Here is an 18,087-nt window from a genome sequence, read left to right as displayed (position 1 = left end):
ATGGCAGCCTATATTCTGCGGCGTTTCCTGCTGGTGATCCCGACCCTGTTCGGGATCATGGTGATCAACTTTGCCCTGGTGCAATTTGTGCCGGGCGGGCCGGTGGAACAGATCATTGCCCAGATGCAGGGCAGTGGTGATGTGTTCGAAGGCTTTGCCGGTGGTGGCGGCGATGCGGGGGCCACGGAAACCCTTGGATCGAATGACAACTATGCGGGTCGTCAGGGCCTGCCGCCGGAGCTGATCGAAGAGTTGAACGCGCAATTCGGTCTAGACAAGCCGCCATTGGAGCGGTTCATCCAGATGATCGGCAACTATCTTCGGTTCGATTTCGGCGAAAGTTATTTCCGCAAGATCGATGTCACCGAACTGGTGATGGAGAAAATGCCGGTGTCGATTTCGCTGGGCCTGTGGTCGACCTTGATCGCCTATATGATCTCGATCCCGATGGGCATCCGCAAGGCGCTGAGCGACGGGTCGCGTTTCGATACTTGGACCAGTGGCATGATTATCGCGGCCTATGCGATCCCCTCGTTCCTGTTCGCGATCCTATTGCTGGTGCTCTTTGCCGGTGGCTCTTATTGGCAGATCTTTCCGCTGCGGGGGCTGACCTCGGACAACTGGGAGGAGCTAAGCCTGCTGGCCAAGATTGGGGATTACTTCTGGCACATCGCGCTGCCGGTCATCGCCTCCACCATCGGGGCTTTTGCGACGCTGACGCTGCTGACCAAGAACTCCTTCCTGGATGAGATCAAGAAACAATACGTGATGACAGCCCGGGCCAAGGGGCTGAGCGAACGACGGGTTCTGTATGGCCATGTGTTCCGCAATGCCATGCTGATCGTGATCGCGGGCTTCCCGGCGGTGTTCATCGGCGTCTTCTTCTCAGGCAGCCTGATCATCGAAACGATCTTCTCGCTCGACGGGCTGGGGCGTCTCGGGTTTGAGGCCGCCGTGGCGCGTGATTATCCGGTGATCTTTGGCACGCTGTTCATCTTTGGCCTGATGAGCCTCGTCGTGGGGATCGTGTCGGACATCATGTATGTGCTGGTCGACCCACGCATCGACTTTGAAAAGAGAGAGGGCTGAGCCATGGCATTGTCCCCACTCAACCAGCGCCGCTGGAACAATTTCCGCCGCAACAAGCGGGCTTTCTGGTCGTTCTGGATCTTTTCGGTGCTGTTCGTGCTGTCGTTGTTTGCCGAGTTCATCGCCAACGACAAACCGATTCTGGTCAGTTATCGCGGCGAATTGCACATGCCGATCTTCAAGTTCTATCCCGAAACCGCCTTTGGCGGCGATTTCAGGACCGAGGCGGTGTACAAGGACCCCGAGGTCGAATGCCTGATCCGCTCGGGCGGCAATCTGGACTGTTTTGATGACCCTGAAGGGATCATGGAACAGATCGCGGCTGGCACCTTTGCAGGGGAAGATTTCCACGAAGGCTGGACCATCTGGCCGCCGATTCCCTACAGCTTTAACACCACGGTGGACCGGCCCGGTGCCGCGCCGCTGCCGCCAAACGGGCAGAACCTCTTAGGCACCGATGATACCAAGCGGGACGTGCTGGCGCGGGTCATCCACGGCTTCCGCCTGTCCATCGTCTTTACCCTGATCGTGACAGGTGCGGCGACCGTTCTCGGCATCGCGGCAGGCGCCGTGCAGGGCTATTTTGGCGGCTGGCTGGATCTTCTGTTCCAGCGCTTTATCGAGATCTGGAGCTCGACCCCAACGCTTTATGTGATCATCATCATGTTCGCGATCCTGGGGCGCAGTTTCTGGCTGCTGGTCTTCCTGATGATCCTCTTTGGCTGGACAGCGCTGGTCGGGGTGGTGCGCGCTGAATTCCTGCGGGCGCGCAATCTGGAGTACGTGCGCGCGGCCAAGGCGCTGGGTGTTGGCAACATGACCATTATGTTCCGCCACATGCTGCCGAATGCCATGGTGGCGACCCTGACGATGATGCCCTTCATCGTGACCGGCACTATCTCTTCGCTGGCGGGGCTCGATTTCCTCGGCTTTGGCCTGCCGTCCTCGGCGCCTTCGCTGGGCGAGTTGACCCTGCAGGCGAAACAGAACCTTGAAGCGCCCTGGCTGGCCTTCACCGCCTTCTTCACCTTCGCAATCATGCTGTCGCTTCTTGTCTTTATCTTTGAAGGCATCCGCGACGCCTTCGACCCAAGAAAGACCTTCTCATGACTGCGATACTGGAGGTGAAAGGCCTGCGTGTTTCTTTCCGCCAAGACGGCAAGGAGACCGAAGCGGTCAAAGGCGTGTCCTTTGCGGTTGGGCGCGGCGAAACAGTGGCGCTGGTGGGGGAATCCGGGTCCGGAAAATCCGTGTCGGCTCTATCCACCGTGTCCTTGCTCGGTGATAGCGCCACGGTGACCGGATCGGTGCTCTACAACGGCGAAGAGATGGTCGGCGCCGACGAAAAGCACCTGATGAAACTGCGTGGCAACGACATCAGCTTTATCTTTCAGGAGCCGATGACCTCGCTCAACCCGTTGCATACCATCGAAAAGCAACTGTCGGAATCGCTGGCCCTGCATCAGGGGCTGGTGGGGCAGGCGGCGCGGGACCGCATTCTGGAACTGCTGATCAAGGTCGGTATCCGCGATCCGGAAACCCGTCTTGGCGCCTATCCGCACGAGCTGTCCGGTGGGCAGCGGCAACGGGTGATGATCGCCATGGCGCTGGCCAACAAGCCCGAGATCCTGATCGCGGATGAGCCGACCACGGCGCTGGATGTCACTATTCAGGCCCAGATTCTCGAACTTCTGGCCGAGCTGAAGGAAAGCGAAGGCATGGGGTTGTTGTTCATCACCCATGATCTGGCCATCGTGCGGCGCATTGCCGACCGAGTCTGCGTGATGAAGGACGGCGAGATCGTCGAAAGCGGTCCTGCCGAGGATATTTTTGCGAACCCGCAGCATCCCTATACGCAGAAATTGCTGGCGGCCGAGCCCTCCGGGCAACCTGCCGCCGTGCCCGAAGGCGCCGAGGAATTGGTCCGCACCTCGGATCTCAAGGTCTGGTTCCCGATCCAGAAGGGCTTGCTGAAGCGTACCGTTGGCCATGTGAAGGCTGTCAATCCGACCTCCATTTCCGTCCGGGCAGGGGAAACCCTTGGCATTGTCGGGGAAAGCGGCTCTGGCAAGACGACCCTCGCACTGGCCATCATGCGGCTGATTGCGTCGGAGGGTGAGGTGCGATTTCGCGGCGATGACCTTCGACAATGGTCAACGCGGGATCTGCGGCGCCTGCGCAAGGACATGCAGATCGTGTTTCAGGATCCATTCGGTTCTCTCAGCCCCCGGATGACCTGCGCACAGATTATTTCCGAAGGTCTGGCAATCCATAAGGTCGATCAGCATCGCAACACCCGCGAGTTGGTGGCTGAGGTGATGCTGGAGGTCGGGCTGGACCCGGCGGCGATGGACCGCTACCCGCACGAGTTTTCGGGCGGACAGCGGCAACGCATCGCCATTGCCCGTGCCATGGTGCTGCGGCCGCGGCTGGTGGTACTGGATGAGCCGACATCGGCGCTGGACATGACGGTTCAGGTGCAGATAGTCGATCTGCTGCGCGATCTGCAGACGCGCTATGGGCTGGCCTATCTGTTTATTTCCCACGATCTGAACGTCGTGCGCGCCATGTCGCACAAAATGATTGTGATGAAGCAGGGCGACGTGGTGGAGGCCGGAGAGGCAGACGCGCTGTTTGAAAACCCCCGGGAGGAGTACACACGCCAGCTTCTTGCGGCGACGCGCTGAGCGGCTGACTCGCCAGCGGCAGGCAGCGCGGCCTTTTGAGGCGTCGGCGCGATATCAAACGGGATATCAGATCGCGGAGCTGTGCCCGGCCTGGTTCACCTCATAGGCGTCCAGACTACGTGCGATCATCCGGGTCAGGGGGCGGGCGCGCTCCGGGATCGACAGCCCTTCCTGCGACAGTTCCACCATGTTCGGAAAGGCGCGGGCTGTTTGCTCCAGCACATCCCGGAGCCATTGCGCCGAAATCTGAAACTTGCCAAGAATATCTTCGGCGCTGATCCTGAAATCGCACATCAGCGATTCGATCATGCGACCCCGCAACTTGTCTTCTCCCTGAAAGACATGTCCGCGCGCGGTTGCAAACTGACCTGTCGCTATCGCCTTTGCGTGGTCCGCGGTGCCGGGGGCGTTCTGGGCGTAGCCCTGCGGGAACCGCGAGATTGCCGAGGCGCCGATGCCGATCAGAACGTCGGCGGGATCCTCGGTATAGCCCTGGAAATTCCGTTTGAGCCGCCCAGAGGTCTGAGCCTTGATCAGACTGTCGTCCGGCCTTGCAAAATGATCGATGCCAATCTCGCGGTAGCCGTCCCACAGGAACAGGCGCCGGGCGGTATCAAAAAGATCCAGCCGATTTTCGGGCGTCGGCAGGGTATCAGTAGGAATCATGGTCTGGCGCCGCGCCATCCAGGGCACATGCGCATATCCAAACAGGGCGACCCGATCCGGTGAGAGGGACAACAGTTTCTGCGCGCTGTCGGTGATCCGCTCCGGCGTCTGATGTGGCAGCCCGAACAGGATGTCAGCATTGATACTGTGGATCCCCCGCGCGCGCAGCATTTCGAAGGTTTCATGCGTCAACTCATAGCTTTGCAGCCGCCCGATTGCGTTCTGGATGGTGGCGTCGAAATCCTGCACCCCGATCGAGGCCCGGTTCATGCCTGCCTCGGCCAGGGCATCCAGCCGCGCCGCGTCGCATTCGTTTGGATCAATCTCGACCGAAAACTTGGTGCCAAGGGCCCATGGCGCTAGATCGGCCTGCGCGGCGGCCAGTTCACGAATCATATCGGCTGATAGCAGCGTCGGTGTGCCACCGCCCCAATGCAGCCGGGACAGGCTGACACCTTCGGGGAGGTGCGATTTCAGCAGCGCGATTTCGGCCTTGAGCGTGTCGAGATAGGCCCTGACCGGGGCGTCCGACTGGGTTCCCTGTGTGCGGCAGGCGCAGAACCAGCACAGCCTGCGGCAGAAAGGCACATGCACATAAAGCGAGATCTGACTGCCAGGCGCGATATCCCTTAGCCAGCCTGAGAAAACACTGGCATTTACGCCGCCTGCAAAGTGCGGCGCCGTGGGGTAGCTGGTATAGCGCGGCACTTTAGCATCGAATAATCCGAGGCTTGCCAATTGTGATTTCTGTTTCATCGGACTATCGTAAATCGTGTACGAGTAACTAGACTTTGACCCAGATCAAGCGGGACACGCCATGACAGCCCCCACGATTTCATCTTTCAACTGTGGTGATTGCCCGATCAGGCATCGCGCGGTCTGTGCGCGCTGCGATTCGGATGAATTGGAAGAGTTGGATGCCATCAAATACTACCGGACCTATGAGGCGGGGCGCCCGATTATCTGGTCCGGCGACTCGATGAATTTTGTCGGTTCGGTGGTTTCCGGCATCGCGACCCTGACCCAGACAATGGAAGATGGTCGTACCCAGATGGTCGGTCTTCTCCTGCCCAGCGATTTTGTCGGACGCCCCGGGCGCGATGGCGCGGCCTATAACGTGGTCGCCACAACCGAAGTGGTGATGTGCTGTTTCCGCAAGAAACCCTTTGAAGAACTGATGGCGCGTACGCCACATATCGCGCACCGCCTGCTTGAAATGACGCTGGATGAACTGGACGCCGCGCGGGAATGGATGCTGGTACTGGGCCGCAAGACTGCCCGGGAAAAGATCGCCAGCCTGCTATCGATCATTGCCCGCCGGGATGCGTCTCTGACTCCCGCAGGAGCGAAGGATCGGATGGTGTTTGATCTGCCGCTCACGCGGGAGGCAATGGCAGACTACCTTGGCCTGACCCTTGAAACCGTCAGCCGCCAGATGTCGGCGCTGAAAAAGGACGGCGTGATCGAGCTCGAAGGCAAGCGGCACGTGACCGTGCCCGACATGGGGCGCCTGCTGGAAGAAGCGGGCGACGATAGTGACGGTGGTTTCCTCGGCTGAGATCCACGCTGTGCGCAATCAACGCGTGCATATTGGACAGGGGCGAAACAGGTGCAGATCTGTCCGCCCCTTTTTCGTGTCAGCTTTGCAAGATCTCTTCTCCAGCGCTGCTTTTCAGCCACTCCGCCACCTGATTGACTGCAGCTGCCGAGCCCCGGCCGGGCAGGCGCCACAGGCGCAGGGCATCCGGCAGTGTAACCTTGGTGGCAAAGGGCGCAACCAGCCGTCCTGATTGCAGCAAAGGCGCCAAAAGGGCGGCGTGGCCGATCAGCACCCCGGCACCGTTCAGGGTTTCCTCTACCGCGAGGGCATAGAGCGAATAGACCGGTCCCCGTGGCGTCACCTTCTCACTGAGATCCACTGCAGCCAGCCAATGCATCCAGTCCCGGTCCCATGTGGTGTCAGTCAGGCAGGGCACATTTCGCAGATCCTCGGGCCGCGAAAGCTGTGCGGCCAGATTGGGGGCACAGACTGGAAATATGACATCTCGTTCCACTGGCTGCCCCTGCGACGGGTCGAAGAACAGGCACAGATCATAAGGCGTGCGTTTCAGGTTGGGCGGTGTTTCCAGCGCGGTGACCGAAATGGCAACCTCGGGCATGGCCTGCCGCAGGGCGGGCAAACGTGGGGACAACCAGAACTGCGCGACCGAGGGTAGGGTTGCGATATGCACTACCGCCGGGGCTGCTTCATCCCGCAGGGTTTGCACCGCCCTGGCCAGCTGATCAAAGGCGGCGGTAAATTCGGGCAGGGCACGCGCGCCCGGCGCGGTCAGCTCCACTGCCTTGGCCCGGCGATGAAACAGCGGCGCCCCAAGCGCATCTTCCAGCGTCTTGATATGCGCCGATACCGCCCCTGGCGTGACGCCAAGCTCCTGCGCTGCGGCGGCAAAACTACCGAGCCGGGCAGCAGCCTCGAAGGCGCGCAAGGCGGTCAGGGGCAGGGATCTGGGACGGGGCGGAGAGACGCTCATGAAAAAAGGCCTAGTTTTTCTAACCCTAATTTTTCGCAAAACTGGTTTGCGCACAAGGGGGCACGGCGGCTTCACTGAGGCAACGCAATAGATCCGCAACAGGGATGATCCACATGACTGATCCGGCAAAACAACGCCTTGCACAGCGCCCTTGGGTGCCAGCGGCCTGCGAGGCTCATGTGCAGGAGATTGCACAGCAGACTGCCGCTGCAACGACCGAGAGGCTGTCGGGGCGGATCGATGCGCTGATCCGACGCAATGCGGAAATCCACGATGAAGAGTGTTTCAACCTCAACCCAGCCACCAACGTGATGAACCCGGCTGCCGAGGCGGTGTTGTCATCCGGGCTCGGCAGTCGGCCGTCGCTGGGCTATCCTGGCGACAAATATGAAATGGGGCTGGAGGCCATTGAGGAGATCGAGGTGATCGCCGCCGAATTGGCCGCCGAGGTGTTTCAGGCGGCCTATGCCGAGGTTCGGGTCGGCTCCGGCGCGCTCGCCAATCTCTATGGTTTCATGGCTCTGACGCAGCCGGGGGACAGTATCATCGCGCCGCCCGCCACCGTGGGTGGACATGTGACGCACCATGAGGCGGGCTGTGCGGGGCTTTACGGGTTGAAAACACATCCGGCGCCAGTGCACGCGGATGGCTACACCGTGGATCTGGATGGCTTGCGCCGTATGGCGCATGAGGTGCAGCCAAGCCTGATCACCATCGGAGGCAGCCTGAACCTCTTTCCGCACCCGGTGGCAGAGGTCCGCGCCATCGCAGATGAGGTCGGCGCAAAGGTGCTGTTCGACGCGGCGCATCAATGCGGTATCATCGCGGGCGGCGCCTGGGCCAATCCACTACAGGAGGGCGCCCATCTGATGACGATGAGCACTTACAAGAGCCTTGGCGGACCGGCCGGGGGGCTGATTGTCAGCAATGACGCGGCGGTTGCTGAGCGGCTTGATGCCATCGCCTTTCCGGGGATGACGGCCAATTTTGACGCGGCCAAGACGGCGGCGCTGGCGGTCAGCCTTCTGGATTGGATCGACTATGGCCCCGCCTACGCAAAGGCTATGATCGACCTGGCGCAGGCGCTGGCGGATGAATTGGAAAAGCTTGGACTGCCGGTGTTCAAAGGCGCAGGAAAGGCAACCCAATCGCATCAGTTCGCGGTTGAAGCCGCTGGTTTCGGTGGTGGGCAGGCAGCATCCAAAACCCTGCGGAAAGCCGGGTTCCTGGCCTGTGGGATCGGCCTGCCAATTGCCGAGGTGCCGGGTGACATGAACGGTCTGCGCATCGGAACGCCCGAATTGGTGCGCCGGGGTGTCACGCCTGCGGATGCGCCGGAACTGGCGGCGCTGATCGCGCAGGGGCTGATCGGGAACGATCCCGCAGCCGTGGCACCGCGCACCCGCGCGATGCGGGCACGGTTCCAGGGCATGCATTACGTGCGGGCGTGACCTCGCAGGGCTTCGCAGCTAAGCTGCCTGAAACAGGGGAGAAATCATATGCACTTCGAAAGTCTGATCGGAATGCTGATCATCGGCGCCTTGGCAGGTTGGCTGTCGGGCAAGATCATGCAGGGGCGCGGGTTTGGCGTCATTGGCAATATCATCGTGGGGATCGTTGGCGCCTTTCTGGCGGGGGCGATTTTCCCGGCTCTTGGTTTTGCCGTTGGTGGCGGGGTGCTGGCTTCGGTGATCCACGCCACCATCGGCGCGGTGATTCTATTGTTTGTCATAGGGTTGGTCCGAAAAGCACGCTGAGCCAGCCCTGCGACAGAATGTAAAAAGGCGCCCCTGATCGGGCGCCTTTTGTTTGCGTCGTTTCTTTGCCAGCCACGCGTGGTCAGGCAGTGAAATCAGTGGGCCATAAAGACTGGAACGGTCGCTTTTTCCAGCATGTTGCGGGTCGCGCCGCCCAGAATCGCCTCGCGGAAACGGGAGTGGCCATAGGCGCCCATCACGATCATATCCGCACCGGTATCGGTGGCATGACGGTTCAGGATGTCCGAAACCCGTGGCATCGTCTTGCTGAGCACGTCGATTTCGCATTTTACGCCATGGCGCGAGAGCATCTGCGCCAGCATCCCGCCGGGATCGGACCGTTCCGGGCTGTGCTGCGGCGGGTCGATGACGACGATGCGGGCCACCTCGGCGCCTTCGAGGAAGGGCAGCGCTTTGCGGATCGCGGTCATAGCCTCGATGCTTTCGTTCCAAGCCAGCAGCACGGTTTTCGGCTGGGTGATCGGCTCGGCGTCATCCGGCACCACCAGAACCGGGGTGCGTCCTTCAAACAGGGCCGCTTCAACCACGGGCTCTGCCTCTACGCCGATGCCTTCGCCGTAGGGTTTGCCGAGCACCACCAGATCCGAGAATCGCGCATGATGCGCCACGTGGCGGCCCAGATCGGCCACCGGCGCGATGGCGATATCGGTCGAAAAGGGCGTGCCACTACGCTCCATGACCTCTGCGGCGTGGGTTTGGACCTCTGCTGCTTCTTCCTGCGCCCGTACCATGGCTTCCTGGATGATCATGGCATTGGCACCGGCGTAGTAGTACCCCGTTTGGGTCCGGTCCACGCCAAGGCACAGAACCTCGGTATGGCCGGAAAAATGCTCTGCCAGAGCGGCGGCCTGAGCCAGCGGAGCTGCGGCGGTGTTCTGGTTAGTCAGAACGGATAAGAAGGTTTTGTAGGTCATTGTCATCCCTTGGTGGAAATAGCGCAAAATCCCCAGAAGGGACCGCGTTTCAATGGCTGTGCCATAAATGATGTGTCACACTTGTTTGGCAATTGTCTTGATGCAGATCAATGCATGGAAGCGGCGCGTTCTGCATCACAAACTCGGTCTAAAAAGGTCCCGCGTGGCGGAAGAATCGCGCGGTACATGTTAAAGGGACGCAAGATGTCTAATTATCTCAAGCTGATAGCGCTTGGTCTGGTCACGCTCTTTGCGATGATCGGGATCAACTATGCGCGCGATCTGGCTTACCAGGTGCACGCGATCATCGTGATGCTCGTGGCTGGTGGGCTTTTCCTCTACACACTTCGCAAGACGGATGAGCCGGTACCGGCCACCGGCAATCTGGAGCACGAATATTTCGATAGCGTCGTGCGCTACGGGGTCATTGCCACCGCCTTTTGGGGCGTTGTTGGTTTTCTGGCGGGCACGTTTATTGCCTTCCAGCTGGCCTTTCCGGTTCTGAACTTCGACTGGGCGCAGGGCTTTGCCAACTTTGGCCGTCTGCGTCCGCTGCACACCTCGGCGGTGATCTTCGCCTTCGGGGGCAACGCGCTTCTGGCAACCTCTTTCTATGTCGTTCAGCGCACCTCCGCGGCGCGGCTTTGGGGCGGCAACTTGGCGTGGTTCGTGTTCTGGGGCTATCAGCTGTTCATCGTTCTGGCCGCAACCGGCTATGTCCTGGGCGGGACCCAGTCCAAGGAATACGCCGAGCCGGAATGGTATGTTGACCTGTGGCTGACCATCGTATGGGTCGCCTATCTTGCTGTATTCCTGGGCACGCTGATCAAGCGGAAAGAGCCGCATATCTACGTCGCCAACTGGTTCTACCTGGCCTTCATCGTGACCGTCGCGATGCTGCACGTGGTCAACAACCTGACTATCCCGGTCTCCATCTGGGGGTCCAAATCGGTCATCGTCTGGCCCGGCGTGCAGGATGCGATGGTGCAGTGGTGGTATGGCCACAACGCGGTGGGCTTCTTCCTGACCGCTGGCTTCCTCGGGATGATGTACTATTTCATCCCGAAACAGGCCGAACGTCCCGTGTTCAGCTACAAACTGTCGATCATCCACTTCTGGGCGCTGATCTTCATCTACATCTGGGCTGGTCCGCACCACCTGCACTACACCGCGCTGCCTGACTGGGCCTCGACCCTTGGCATGGTGTTCTCGATCGTGCTGTGGATGCCGTCCTGGGGTGGTATGATCAACGGTCTGATGACCCTGTCGGGTGCCTGGGACAAGCTGCGCACCGACCCCGTCATCCGCATGATGGTGATCTCGGTCGGCTTCTACGGCATGTCCACCTTCGAAGGTCCGATGATGTCGATCCGCGCCGTGAACTCGCTGTCGCACTACACCGACTGGACCATCGGTCACGTACACTCCGGCGCTCTTGGCTGGAATGGCATGATCACCTTCGGTGCCCTCTACTTCCTGGTGCCGGTTCTGTGGAAACGTGAGCGTCTCTACTCGCTGCAGATGGTGTCCTGGCACTTCTGGCTCGCCACCATCGGTATCGTTCTCTATGCCGCCTCCATGTGGGTGACCGGCATCATGGAAGGCCTGATGTGGCGCGAAGTGGATGCGAATGGCTTCCTGGTGAACTCCTTTGCCGACACCGTGGCTGCAAAGCTTCCGATGTATGTGGTGCGCGGTCTAGGCGGGGTCATGTACCTCACCGGTGCGATCATCATGTGCTACAACCTCATCATGACCGTCCGTCGGGCGCCGGCCAAAGAAGCCAGCCTGTCGGTCTCGGTCCCGGCTGAATAAGGAGGGCCGGACAATGGCAATTCTCGACAAACATAAAATCCTCGAGACCAACGCGACCCTCCTTCTGGTGTGCAGCTTCCTGGTTGTGACCATCGGTGGTCTGGTGCAGATCGCACCGCTGTTCTGGCTGGAAAACACCATCGAAGAGGTGGAGGGCATGCGTCCCTACACCCCGCTGGAGATGGCTGGTCGCGAAGTCTACATCCGTGAAGGCTGCTACGTCTGCCACAGCCAGATGATCCGCCCCATGCGGGACGAGGTCGAACGCTATGGTCACTACTCGCTGGCGGCGGAATCGATGTACGATCACCCGTTCCAGTGGGGGTCCAAGCGGACCGGGCCGGATCTGGCCCGTGTCGGTGGCCGCTACTCGGATGAGTGGCACGTGGACCACCTGCGCAATCCGCAGTCGGTGGTGCCGGAATCGGTGATGCCCAAATATGGCTTCCTTGAGCGGACCATGCTGGACGGCAAATACATCGGTGACATCATGGCCACCAATGCGATCCTGGGCGTGCCCTACACCGACGAGATGGTCGAAGCCGCGCAAGCCGACTTCATGGCGCAAGCGGATCCCGACAGCGATTACGACGGCCTGATGGAGCGCTATGGCGAAGACATCAATGTGCGTAACTTTGATGGCCAGCCGGGTGTTTCCGAAGCTGACGCTCTGATCGCCTATCTGCAGATGCTGGGGACTCTGGTCGACTTCTCGACCTTCACCCCGGATGCAAGCCGCTAAGCGGGAGGGACAGATGGAAGAATACACACTCCTGCGGCAGTTCGCAGACAGCTGGATGCTGTTGATGCTGTTCGCTTTTTTCATCGGGGTCGTTGTCTGGGTGTTCCGCCCAGGCAGCAACCGGGTCTACCGCGACACGGCAGATATCCCCTTCCGGCATGACGACAAACCCGCCCCAGCAAAGGGTAAAGCCAAGGAGGCGCGGACATGAGTAAGAAACCACAAAAGTTCGATAGCGATCCGAAGACAACCGGCCATCAATGGGACGGGATCGAAGAGTTCGACAATCCGATGCCGCGCTGGTGGCTCTACACCTTCTACCTCTGCATCATCTGGGGCATTGGTTACACCATCGCCTATCCGGCATGGCCGATGATCAACTCGGCCACGGCCGGGGTGCTGGGCTGGTCGACCCGTGCAGATGTGGCCAGTGAAATCGCGGCCGTGGAAGAGGCAAACGCCCCGACCAATGCCAAGCTGGTCGAAACCGACCTGACCGAGATTTCGGCGGACCCGGATCTGAATGCCTATGCGGTGTCGGCTGGCTCCGCCGTGTTCAAGACCTGGTGTGCCCAGTGTCACGGATCTGGCGCTGCAGGTGCCAAGGGTTATCCCAACCTGCTGGACGACGACTGGCTTTGGGGTGGTTCGGTGGAAGACATCCACGCGACCGTGGCCCACGGCATCCGCAACGAGGACAGCGACGATGCGCGCTACTCCGCGATGCCTGCCTTTGGCCGGGATGAGCTGCTCGAAGCCGAAGAGATCGATCAGGTCGTGAACTACGTCATGTCCCTGTCGGGCGAAGCGCAGGATGCCTCCAAAGTCGAAGCAGGCGCTGTTGTTTTTGAAGACAACTGTTCGTCCTGCCACATGGAAGACGGCACCGGTGATCGCGCTCAGGGCGCTCCGAACCTGGCCGATGCGATCTGGCTCTATGGCGGCGATTACGACACGCTGACGGAGACCGTGACCAATGCGCGTTACGGTGTGATGCCGGCCTGGAACCTCCGCCTCAGCGAGGCCGAGATCCGCGCGGTTACCGCCTATGTACACCAGCTGGGTGGCGGCGAATAAGACTGGGTTCCACAGCAAATATCGGAACACGTAAAAGGGCTGCCCAACGGGTGGCCCTTTTCATTTTACCTTTGCCCGGGCTGCTTGGTCTTGCCGGTTCAGGGGCCTGCCCTGTGGGGGGCGACCGTGCGCCTAGTCTGGCTGCTCAGCATGATCGCCGCAAGGATCAGGGCGCACGCGATGGCCTGCGCCAGAGAGATCCGCTCTCCAAAGGCGATGACACCTACCGCGAACATGGTTGGCAGTTCGATGCTGCCAATGACAGCTGTGCGCGCGGCGCCGATCATCGGGCTGCAGACGGAATAGACCAACTGCGGCACCAGCGCCGTGCCGAGGCTGATCCCCAGCAACAAAAGCCAGCCTTCGCCGCTGTTGGGGACCATTGCAGCCGCATCCGTCGTCATCACCAGCGGTAAGAGGCCCAGAACGGATCCTAACGAGACCGCCGCGATCCGGGCCAAAGGCGGAAGAACGGTCAGCCGGTAGACTAGCACGGTGATGCCAAATCCAAACCCCAAGGGCGCCGCCAGAGAAATCGCCAAGGCGGGCAGCGCGGCAGCAGGGACCGCACCCGGGCCGCTGGCGATTGTCGCGGCAACCACGATCAGACCGGCGGCCCAGACGGCGCGCAGGGGCGGTCTGTCACGAAACAGCACCCAGGCGATCAGCAGCGTGAACACCGGGTAGGTCATGTAAAGAACCCCGACCACGGAGACCGGCGCGCTGCGCAGGGCGCTGACATATCCAATCCAGCCAAGCCCCATCAGTGCCCCGGCCGCCATCCCCCACAGGATTGCGCGGGCTTTGTCCCGGTGCAGGAACAGCAGCGGCGAGAGGACCACTGCCGCCAGGGTGAAACGGTAAAAGGCGATGATGTGGGGCGGCATGCCCTGTTCGGTCAGGCTGCGGGCAAAGAACGGCAGCGCGCCGAAGCAGAGCGAAGCAAACAGCACGCCCGCGCTGGCTAGAACAAGCGATGGCGCGGCAGGAAGCGGGCTGGAAGAGCGATCTGACATCCAAAGCCGATAGCACCGGTTTGGAATTCCGGCAAGAATTCCAGGGCGACCTGCGGCGGGCCCAGTCAGAGACGCGCAGCCGGGCGGCAGTTTCTGTCCAATTTGGCGCCTATAGTTTGCGTGACTTGATCCGTGTCAAATCGCGTTGGGCTGTCGCGTGCTTATATCGTTTCAAAGAGAAACAGGCCCTGCAGGGCGATAGGCATCAGGGTGATGCTTTCCTGCCGGGTCCTTCGCATCCCGCCGGTACCGACGTGCTGGTTAGGCGGGTACAGGCGTCGGCTTTTCGATCTGTTCGCGCGTTTCCTGAAAAGCCGACGCTTTTTCTTCCTAGATTTTCTGCGGGTCGATGCAGCGGGTGCGCCGCGCTGGTTGGCTGATGCGCCGTGTAAGCCAGGCTTTGATCCGGCCAAGGCGGCTCCGTGGCTGGGGCAGCGGTTTGGCGGGTGGCATATCCCGCAGGGGGGCGCAGTCTAGGCGGGTCGCGGTGAATACGGTGCGTGCGTAGATGTCGGTCAGCATTTCGATGCCTCCTGAGTTTGAACATGTCCGGTACTGTTGCGCCAAAACGCGTTTCATGCGACTCAGGAAAAAAGTCACTATGTAAGTCAGGATTACATATGGAGTGGTTTAGCCTGCCGCCTCTAGCTGCGCTCAGAGCCTTTTCTGCCTTTGCCGAAACGTCGAATGTGGTGAAGGCAGGGGCGGCGCTGAATGTCAGCCACGCTGCCATTAGCCAACAGCTCAGGGCACTGGAACGCCATATGGGCGTGGCGCTTCTGGACCGCAGTGGCCGGGCGCTGCGGCTGACGCGCGAGGGGGAGCATCTGGCGCGCGGACTGCAACTGGGGTTCAGTGCGATTCAGACAGCGGTTCAGGACCTGACCGTTTCTGGCGCGCAGCGGCCGTTACATGTCAGTTGCACGCCGATGTTTGCGGCACAGTGGCTCATGCCGCGCCTTGCAGAGTTCCGCGCCCTGCATCCTGAGGTGGATATGGTGCTGGACCCAAGTGGCGAACTGGTCGAACTGACGCCGGGCGGGATCGACATTGCGCTGCGTTATGGTTCTGGCGATTGGTCCGGGTTGGCGGCTGAGATGTTGCTGCAATCGCCGATGTCCGTGGTTGCGGCGCCGGATCTACTTGATGGGCGTAGCGTGTCTTCGCCGCAGGACCTGCTCGATTTTCCCTGGCTTGAGGAATTGGGAACCACGGAGGCGGCCAAATGGCTTGTCTCCCGTGGTGTCGTCGACGCCCTACGTGGCCCCCGGGTCCGGCTGCCTGGAAATCTTCTGATGGAGGCGGTGCGCGGCGGGCAGGGCGCGGCGGTCAGCGTGCGCGCCTTTGTCGAAGAGGACATCAGGGCAGGGCGGCTGGTGGACCTGTTCACAGAGGACGACACGCGCGGTTATCACATCGTGACCCGGCCCGGCGTGTTGCGGTCGCAGGCCCGCAAATTCATCGCCTGGCTCAGGAAGCACCGGCAGGTTCCGAATGCTGTGGCGGAGGATGACACCGGCGATAACTGACGGGCGGGACAACACAATTTTGTGAAGCTGCGCCTGTGAGCCCGCCGATCCCGGTTGCGCGCCTATGATCCCTTGGTCACAGAGACGTTTGCAGATGCGGAGACGTGCAAAAAGGTCGCGTTGCGCATCCATATAAGGTCGCTGACAACCGTTTCAGACGTATGTCGTCAACCTATCACGGTAGTTGGTGGCCGGTTTTTTTGACGTGATCAAAGGGTGGCAGGACGCTGGCAAAGATATTTGTCCGATATCCTTTTTGATCCACGTCAAAGCTGTGCTGCGCCGCATCTGTGAGAACGCAAGACAAAGAGCAAATTCAGTGGAGTGAGTCCGTGAGCGATTCCGATCCCGCCCCAAGCCTTTATGCCGCCAGGGAGCCGATTTTCCCAAGGCGCGTATCGGGCATGTTCCGCAATCTCAAATGGTATCTGATGGCCGTGATGCTGGGCATCTACTACATCACGCCGTGGATCCGCTGGGACCGGGGGCCGTCGTTGCCCGATCAGGCGGTGCTGCTGGATCTTGCCAACCGCCGCTTCTATTTCTTCTGGATCGAAATCTGGCCGCATGAATTCTATTTCGTGGCCGGTCTTCTGATCATGGCGGGGCTGGGCCTCTTCCTGTTCACCTCGGCGCTGGGCCGGGTCTGGTGTGGCTATGCCTGCCCGCAAACGGTCTGGACGGACCTGTTCATTCTTGTGGAACGCTGGATCGAGGGTGACCGGAACGCCCGCCTGCGTCTGCACCGTCAGAAAAAGATGGATTTCCGCAAGGCGCGGCTGCGTGTCACCAAATGGGCGGCTTGGTTCCTGATCGGTCTGGCAACCGGCGGTGCCTGGATCTTCTATTTCTCCGATGCCCCGACACTGCTGCACGATCTGGTGACGCTGCAGGCGCACCCCATCGCCTATACCACCATGTTGGTGCTGACCCTGACCACCTTCTTCTTTGGTGGCTTTGCGCGCGAACAGATCTGCATCTACGCCTGCCCCTGGCCGCGTATTCAGGCGGCGATGATGGATGAGGACACGCTGACCGTCGGCTATCGTGAGTGGCGGGGTGAGCCGCGCGGCAAGCATCGCAAATCTGCCGAGTCGCAGGAAATGGGCGATTGCATCGACTGCATGGCCTGCGTCAACGTCTGTCCGATGGGTATCGACATCCGGGATGGCCAGCAACTGGAGTGCATCACCTGCGCCCTGTGCATCGACGCCTGTGACGATGTCATGGCCAAGATCGGCAAGCCGCGGGGCCTCATCGACTATATGGCGCTGTCGGACGAGGCAAACGAACGCGCTGGTCAGCCACCGCGCAGCGTCTGGAAACATATCCTGCGTCCACGCACGATCATGTATACCTCGCTCTGGGCTGTTGTTGGCTTTGCGCTGGTGTTTGCTCTGTTCATCCGCCCGGACATCGATCTGACCGTCGCACCGGTCCGCAACCCGACCTTCGTTACCCTGTCGGATGGCTCCGTCCGCAACACCTATGATGTGCGCCTGCGCAACAAGCATGGGGAGCCGCGCCAGTTCGAGCTGTCGATCAAGGGTGAGCCGGAAATGCGGATCCAGCTGGAAGGCACGCCCTATGCCTCGGTTCAGGTGCCTGCCGACACCGCCTTCCTGCAACGGGTTTATATTGTTACCCCTAAGGGAGCGCCTGCGTCCGGAGCCGAGTCGACCCCGGTCCGGATCTGGGTCGAAGACCTAAACAGCGGCGAGCGTGCCTACAAGGATACGACCTTCAACGGGAAAGGAAACTGAACCATGGCGGCAGACAAACCCCAGCGTGAGTTCACTGGTCGCCATGCGCTGATGGTGTTCGGCGGCGCTTTCACGGTCATCATCGGCGTCAATATTGCGCTGGCGGTCAATGCTGTGAAAACCTTTCCTGGTCTGGAGGTGAAGAACTCCTACACCGCCAGCCAGGAGTTCGATGCCCGTCGCACCGCCCAAGAGGCGCTGGGCTGGTCGGTCTATGCCTCGGCTCAGGACGGTCAGGTAAAGCTTGAGATCACCGACCGGGATGGCAACCCGGTCGAAGTGGCCAAACTGACGGCCACTTTGGGCCGGGCAACCCACGTGAAGGACGACCAGAACCCTGACTTCCAGTTCAACGGCCAGGCCTATGTCGCGCCTGCCAAACTGGGTGCTGGGAACTGGAATATCCGGATGGTGGCGCGGGCCCAGAACGGCACTGAGTTCACTCAGCGGGTCATCCTGCACGTGGCAAAAGGGTAACGC

The 18,087-nt window shown here is 60.7% G+C and carries 18 protein-coding genes; 13 read left to right on the top strand and 5 right to left on the bottom strand.

Annotated features, from left to right (window positions below; translation table 11 throughout):
- The 3 genes from JL2886_RS06640 to JL2886_RS06630 are packed head-to-tail and all read left to right on the top strand — an operon-like array spanning nucleotide 1 to nucleotide 3,776.
- On the top strand, nucleotides 1-1,089 hold the full coding sequence (locus JL2886_RS06640) for a microcin C ABC transporter permease YejB (RefSeq protein WP_065271290.1): 1,089 nt from the start codon (nucleotides 1-3) through the stop codon (nucleotides 1,087-1,089).
- 3 nt (nucleotides 1,090-1,092) lie between these two features.
- Complete coding sequence (locus JL2886_RS06635) at nucleotides 1,093-2,199, top strand: ABC transporter permease (protein WP_065271289.1); 1,107 nt, start codon at nucleotides 1,093-1,095, stop codon at nucleotides 2,197-2,199.
- Complete coding sequence (locus JL2886_RS06630; RefSeq protein WP_065271288.1) at nucleotides 2,196-3,776, top strand: ABC transporter ATP-binding protein; 1,581 nt, start codon at nucleotides 2,196-2,198, stop codon at nucleotides 3,774-3,776. The genes JL2886_RS06635 and JL2886_RS06630 overlap by 4 nt, the downstream gene beginning before the upstream one ends.
- A 66-nt stretch (nucleotides 3,777-3,842) precedes the next feature.
- Here JL2886_RS06630 and hemN read toward each other — a convergent pair whose 3' ends face one another.
- Nucleotides 3,843-5,198, bottom strand: coding sequence for an oxygen-independent coproporphyrinogen III oxidase (gene hemN / locus JL2886_RS06625; protein ID WP_065271287.1), 1,356 nt, complete (start codon nucleotides 5,196-5,198; stop codon nucleotides 3,843-3,845).
- A 61-nt stretch (nucleotides 5,199-5,259) separates the two neighbouring features.
- Here hemN and fnrL point away from each other — a divergent pair, with 61 nt between their 5' ends.
- On the top strand, nucleotides 5,260-6,000 hold the full coding sequence (gene fnrL, locus JL2886_RS06620) for a transcriptional regulator FnrL (protein WP_065271286.1): 741 nt from the start codon (nucleotides 5,260-5,262) through the stop codon (nucleotides 5,998-6,000).
- A gap of 79 nt (nucleotides 6,001-6,079) precedes the next feature.
- Here the strand turns inward: fnrL and JL2886_RS06615 are convergent, their stop codons facing one another.
- Entirely contained in the window at nucleotides 6,080-6,973 is an 894-nt protein-coding gene (locus JL2886_RS06615) for a LysR family transcriptional regulator (RefSeq protein ID WP_065271285.1), read from the bottom strand.
- A gap of 113 nt (nucleotides 6,974-7,086) precedes the next feature.
- Between JL2886_RS06615 and glyA the strand changes: the two genes are divergently transcribed.
- Entirely contained in the window at nucleotides 7,087-8,424 is a 1,338-nt protein-coding gene (gene glyA / locus JL2886_RS06610; RefSeq protein ID WP_065273573.1) for a serine hydroxymethyltransferase, read from the top strand.
- 48 nt (nucleotides 8,425-8,472) lie between these two features.
- Nucleotides 8,473-8,730, top strand: a complete 258-nt coding sequence (locus JL2886_RS06605) for a GlsB/YeaQ/YmgE family stress response membrane protein (protein WP_065271284.1) — start codon at nucleotides 8,473-8,475, stop codon at nucleotides 8,728-8,730.
- Nucleotides 8,731-8,825: 95 nt separating this feature from the next.
- On the opposite strand, the gene JL2886_RS06600 is transcribed toward JL2886_RS06605, so the two are convergent.
- Nucleotides 8,826-9,665 (bottom strand): universal stress protein, encoded by an 840-nt coding sequence (locus JL2886_RS06600; RefSeq protein WP_065273572.1) that lies wholly within the window; start codon nucleotides 9,663-9,665, stop codon nucleotides 8,826-8,828.
- Nucleotides 9,666-9,869: 204 nt separating this feature from the next.
- Here JL2886_RS06600 and ccoN point away from each other — a divergent pair, with 204 nt between their 5' ends.
- The 4 genes from ccoN to ccoP are packed head-to-tail and all read left to right on the top strand — an operon-like array spanning nucleotide 9,870 to nucleotide 13,299.
- On the top strand, nucleotides 9,870-11,480 hold the full coding sequence (gene ccoN, locus JL2886_RS06595) for a cytochrome-c oxidase, cbb3-type subunit I (protein WP_065271283.1): 1,611 nt from the start codon (nucleotides 9,870-9,872) through the stop codon (nucleotides 11,478-11,480).
- A 13-nt stretch (nucleotides 11,481-11,493) separates the two neighbouring features.
- Nucleotides 11,494-12,222: a cytochrome-c oxidase, cbb3-type subunit II gene (ccoO, locus tag JL2886_RS06590; protein ID WP_065271282.1), complete on the top strand. Its 729-nt coding sequence runs from the start codon at nucleotides 11,494-11,496 to the stop codon at nucleotides 12,220-12,222.
- Nucleotides 12,223-12,235: 13 nt separating this feature from the next.
- Nucleotides 12,236-12,433: a CcoQ/FixQ family Cbb3-type cytochrome c oxidase assembly chaperone gene (locus tag JL2886_RS06585; protein ID WP_065271281.1), complete on the top strand. Its 198-nt coding sequence runs from the start codon at nucleotides 12,236-12,238 to the stop codon at nucleotides 12,431-12,433.
- Nucleotides 12,430-13,299: a cytochrome-c oxidase, cbb3-type subunit III gene (gene ccoP / locus JL2886_RS06580; RefSeq protein WP_065271280.1), complete on the top strand. Its 870-nt coding sequence runs from the start codon at nucleotides 12,430-12,432 to the stop codon at nucleotides 13,297-13,299. Before JL2886_RS06585 ends, ccoP begins: the two co-directional genes overlap by 4 nt.
- Nucleotides 13,300-13,397: 98 nt before the next feature.
- Here the strand turns inward: ccoP and JL2886_RS06575 are convergent, their stop codons facing one another.
- Nucleotides 13,398-14,315 carry a DMT family transporter gene (locus JL2886_RS06575; RefSeq protein WP_065271279.1) on the bottom strand — a complete coding sequence of 306 codons (918 nt, stop codon included), beginning with the start codon at nucleotides 14,313-14,315 and terminating at the stop codon, nucleotides 13,398-13,400.
- Between the two features lie 330 nt (nucleotides 14,316-14,645).
- The gene (locus JL2886_RS06570; RefSeq protein WP_065271278.1) at nucleotides 14,646-14,837 is read right to left on the bottom strand and encodes a hypothetical protein; all 192 of its coding nucleotides are present in this window, start codon (nucleotides 14,835-14,837) and stop codon (nucleotides 14,646-14,648) included.
- Between the two features lie 98 nt (nucleotides 14,838-14,935).
- On the opposite strand from JL2886_RS06570, the gene JL2886_RS06565 reads away from it, so the two are divergent.
- The 3 genes from JL2886_RS06565 (at nucleotide 14,936) to JL2886_RS06555 (ending at nucleotide 18,084) form a co-directional block, all read left to right on the top strand.
- Nucleotides 14,936-15,844 (top strand): LysR family transcriptional regulator, encoded by a 909-nt coding sequence (locus JL2886_RS06565; RefSeq protein WP_065271277.1) that lies wholly within the window; start codon nucleotides 14,936-14,938, stop codon nucleotides 15,842-15,844.
- A 332-nt stretch (nucleotides 15,845-16,176) separates the two neighbouring features.
- Complete coding sequence (gene ccoG / locus JL2886_RS06560) at nucleotides 16,177-17,607, top strand: cytochrome c oxidase accessory protein CcoG (RefSeq protein WP_065271276.1); 1,431 nt, start codon at nucleotides 16,177-16,179, stop codon at nucleotides 17,605-17,607.
- Between the two features lie 3 nt (nucleotides 17,608-17,610).
- Nucleotides 17,611-18,084 (top strand): FixH family protein, encoded by a 474-nt coding sequence (locus tag JL2886_RS06555; RefSeq protein ID WP_065271275.1) that lies wholly within the window; start codon nucleotides 17,611-17,613, stop codon nucleotides 18,082-18,084.
- Nucleotides 18,085-18,087 lie beyond the last annotated feature (3 nt).

The organism is Phaeobacter gallaeciensis (assembly GCF_001678945.1).
Classification (GTDB): domain Bacteria; phylum Pseudomonadota; class Alphaproteobacteria; order Rhodobacterales; family Rhodobacteraceae; genus Phycobacter; species Phycobacter gallaeciensis_A.
Note: the sequence above shows the minus strand (reverse complement) of the source record. Positions and strands in the feature narration are given on the sequence as shown.

Excerpts from the sequence above, each read along its gene's own strand:
- JL2886_RS06640 (WP_065271290.1), top strand. The coding sequence starts at position 1 with ATGGCAGCCTATATTCTGCGGCGTTTCCTGCTGGTGATCCCGACCCTG.
- JL2886_RS06635 (WP_065271289.1), top strand. The coding sequence starts at position 1,093 with ATGGCATTGTCCCCACTCAACCAGCGCCGCTGGAACAATTTCCGCCGC.
- JL2886_RS06630 (WP_065271288.1), top strand. The coding sequence starts at position 2,196 with ATGACTGCGATACTGGAGGTGAAAGGCCTGCGTGTTTCTTTCCGCCAA.
- hemN (WP_065271287.1), bottom strand. The coding sequence starts at position 5,198 with ATGAAACAGAAATCACAATTGGCAAGCCTCGGATTATTCGATGCTAAA.
- fnrL (WP_065271286.1), top strand. The coding sequence starts at position 5,260 with ATGACAGCCCCCACGATTTCATCTTTCAACTGTGGTGATTGCCCGATC.
- JL2886_RS06615 (WP_065271285.1), bottom strand. The coding sequence starts at position 6,973 with ATGAGCGTCTCTCCGCCCCGTCCCAGATCCCTGCCCCTGACCGCCTTG.
- glyA (WP_065273573.1), top strand. The coding sequence starts at position 7,087 with ATGACTGATCCGGCAAAACAACGCCTTGCACAGCGCCCTTGGGTGCCA.
- JL2886_RS06605 (WP_065271284.1), top strand. The coding sequence starts at position 8,473 with ATGCACTTCGAAAGTCTGATCGGAATGCTGATCATCGGCGCCTTGGCA.
- JL2886_RS06600 (WP_065273572.1), bottom strand. The coding sequence starts at position 9,665 with ATGACCTACAAAACCTTCTTATCCGTTCTGACTAACCAGAACACCGCC.
- ccoN (WP_065271283.1), top strand. The coding sequence starts at position 9,870 with ATGTCTAATTATCTCAAGCTGATAGCGCTTGGTCTGGTCACGCTCTTT.
- ccoO (WP_065271282.1), top strand. The coding sequence starts at position 11,494 with ATGGCAATTCTCGACAAACATAAAATCCTCGAGACCAACGCGACCCTC.
- JL2886_RS06585 (WP_065271281.1), top strand. The coding sequence starts at position 12,236 with ATGGAAGAATACACACTCCTGCGGCAGTTCGCAGACAGCTGGATGCTG.
- ccoP (WP_065271280.1), top strand. The coding sequence starts at position 12,430 with ATGAGTAAGAAACCACAAAAGTTCGATAGCGATCCGAAGACAACCGGC.
- JL2886_RS06575 (WP_065271279.1), bottom strand. The coding sequence starts at position 14,315 with ATGTCAGATCGCTCTTCCAGCCCGCTTCCTGCCGCGCCATCGCTTGTT.
- JL2886_RS06570 (WP_065271278.1), bottom strand. The coding sequence starts at position 14,837 with ATGCTGACCGACATCTACGCACGCACCGTATTCACCGCGACCCGCCTA.
- JL2886_RS06565 (WP_065271277.1), top strand. The coding sequence starts at position 14,936 with ATGGAGTGGTTTAGCCTGCCGCCTCTAGCTGCGCTCAGAGCCTTTTCT.
- JL2886_RS06555 (WP_065271275.1), top strand. The coding sequence starts at position 17,611 with ATGGCGGCAGACAAACCCCAGCGTGAGTTCACTGGTCGCCATGCGCTG.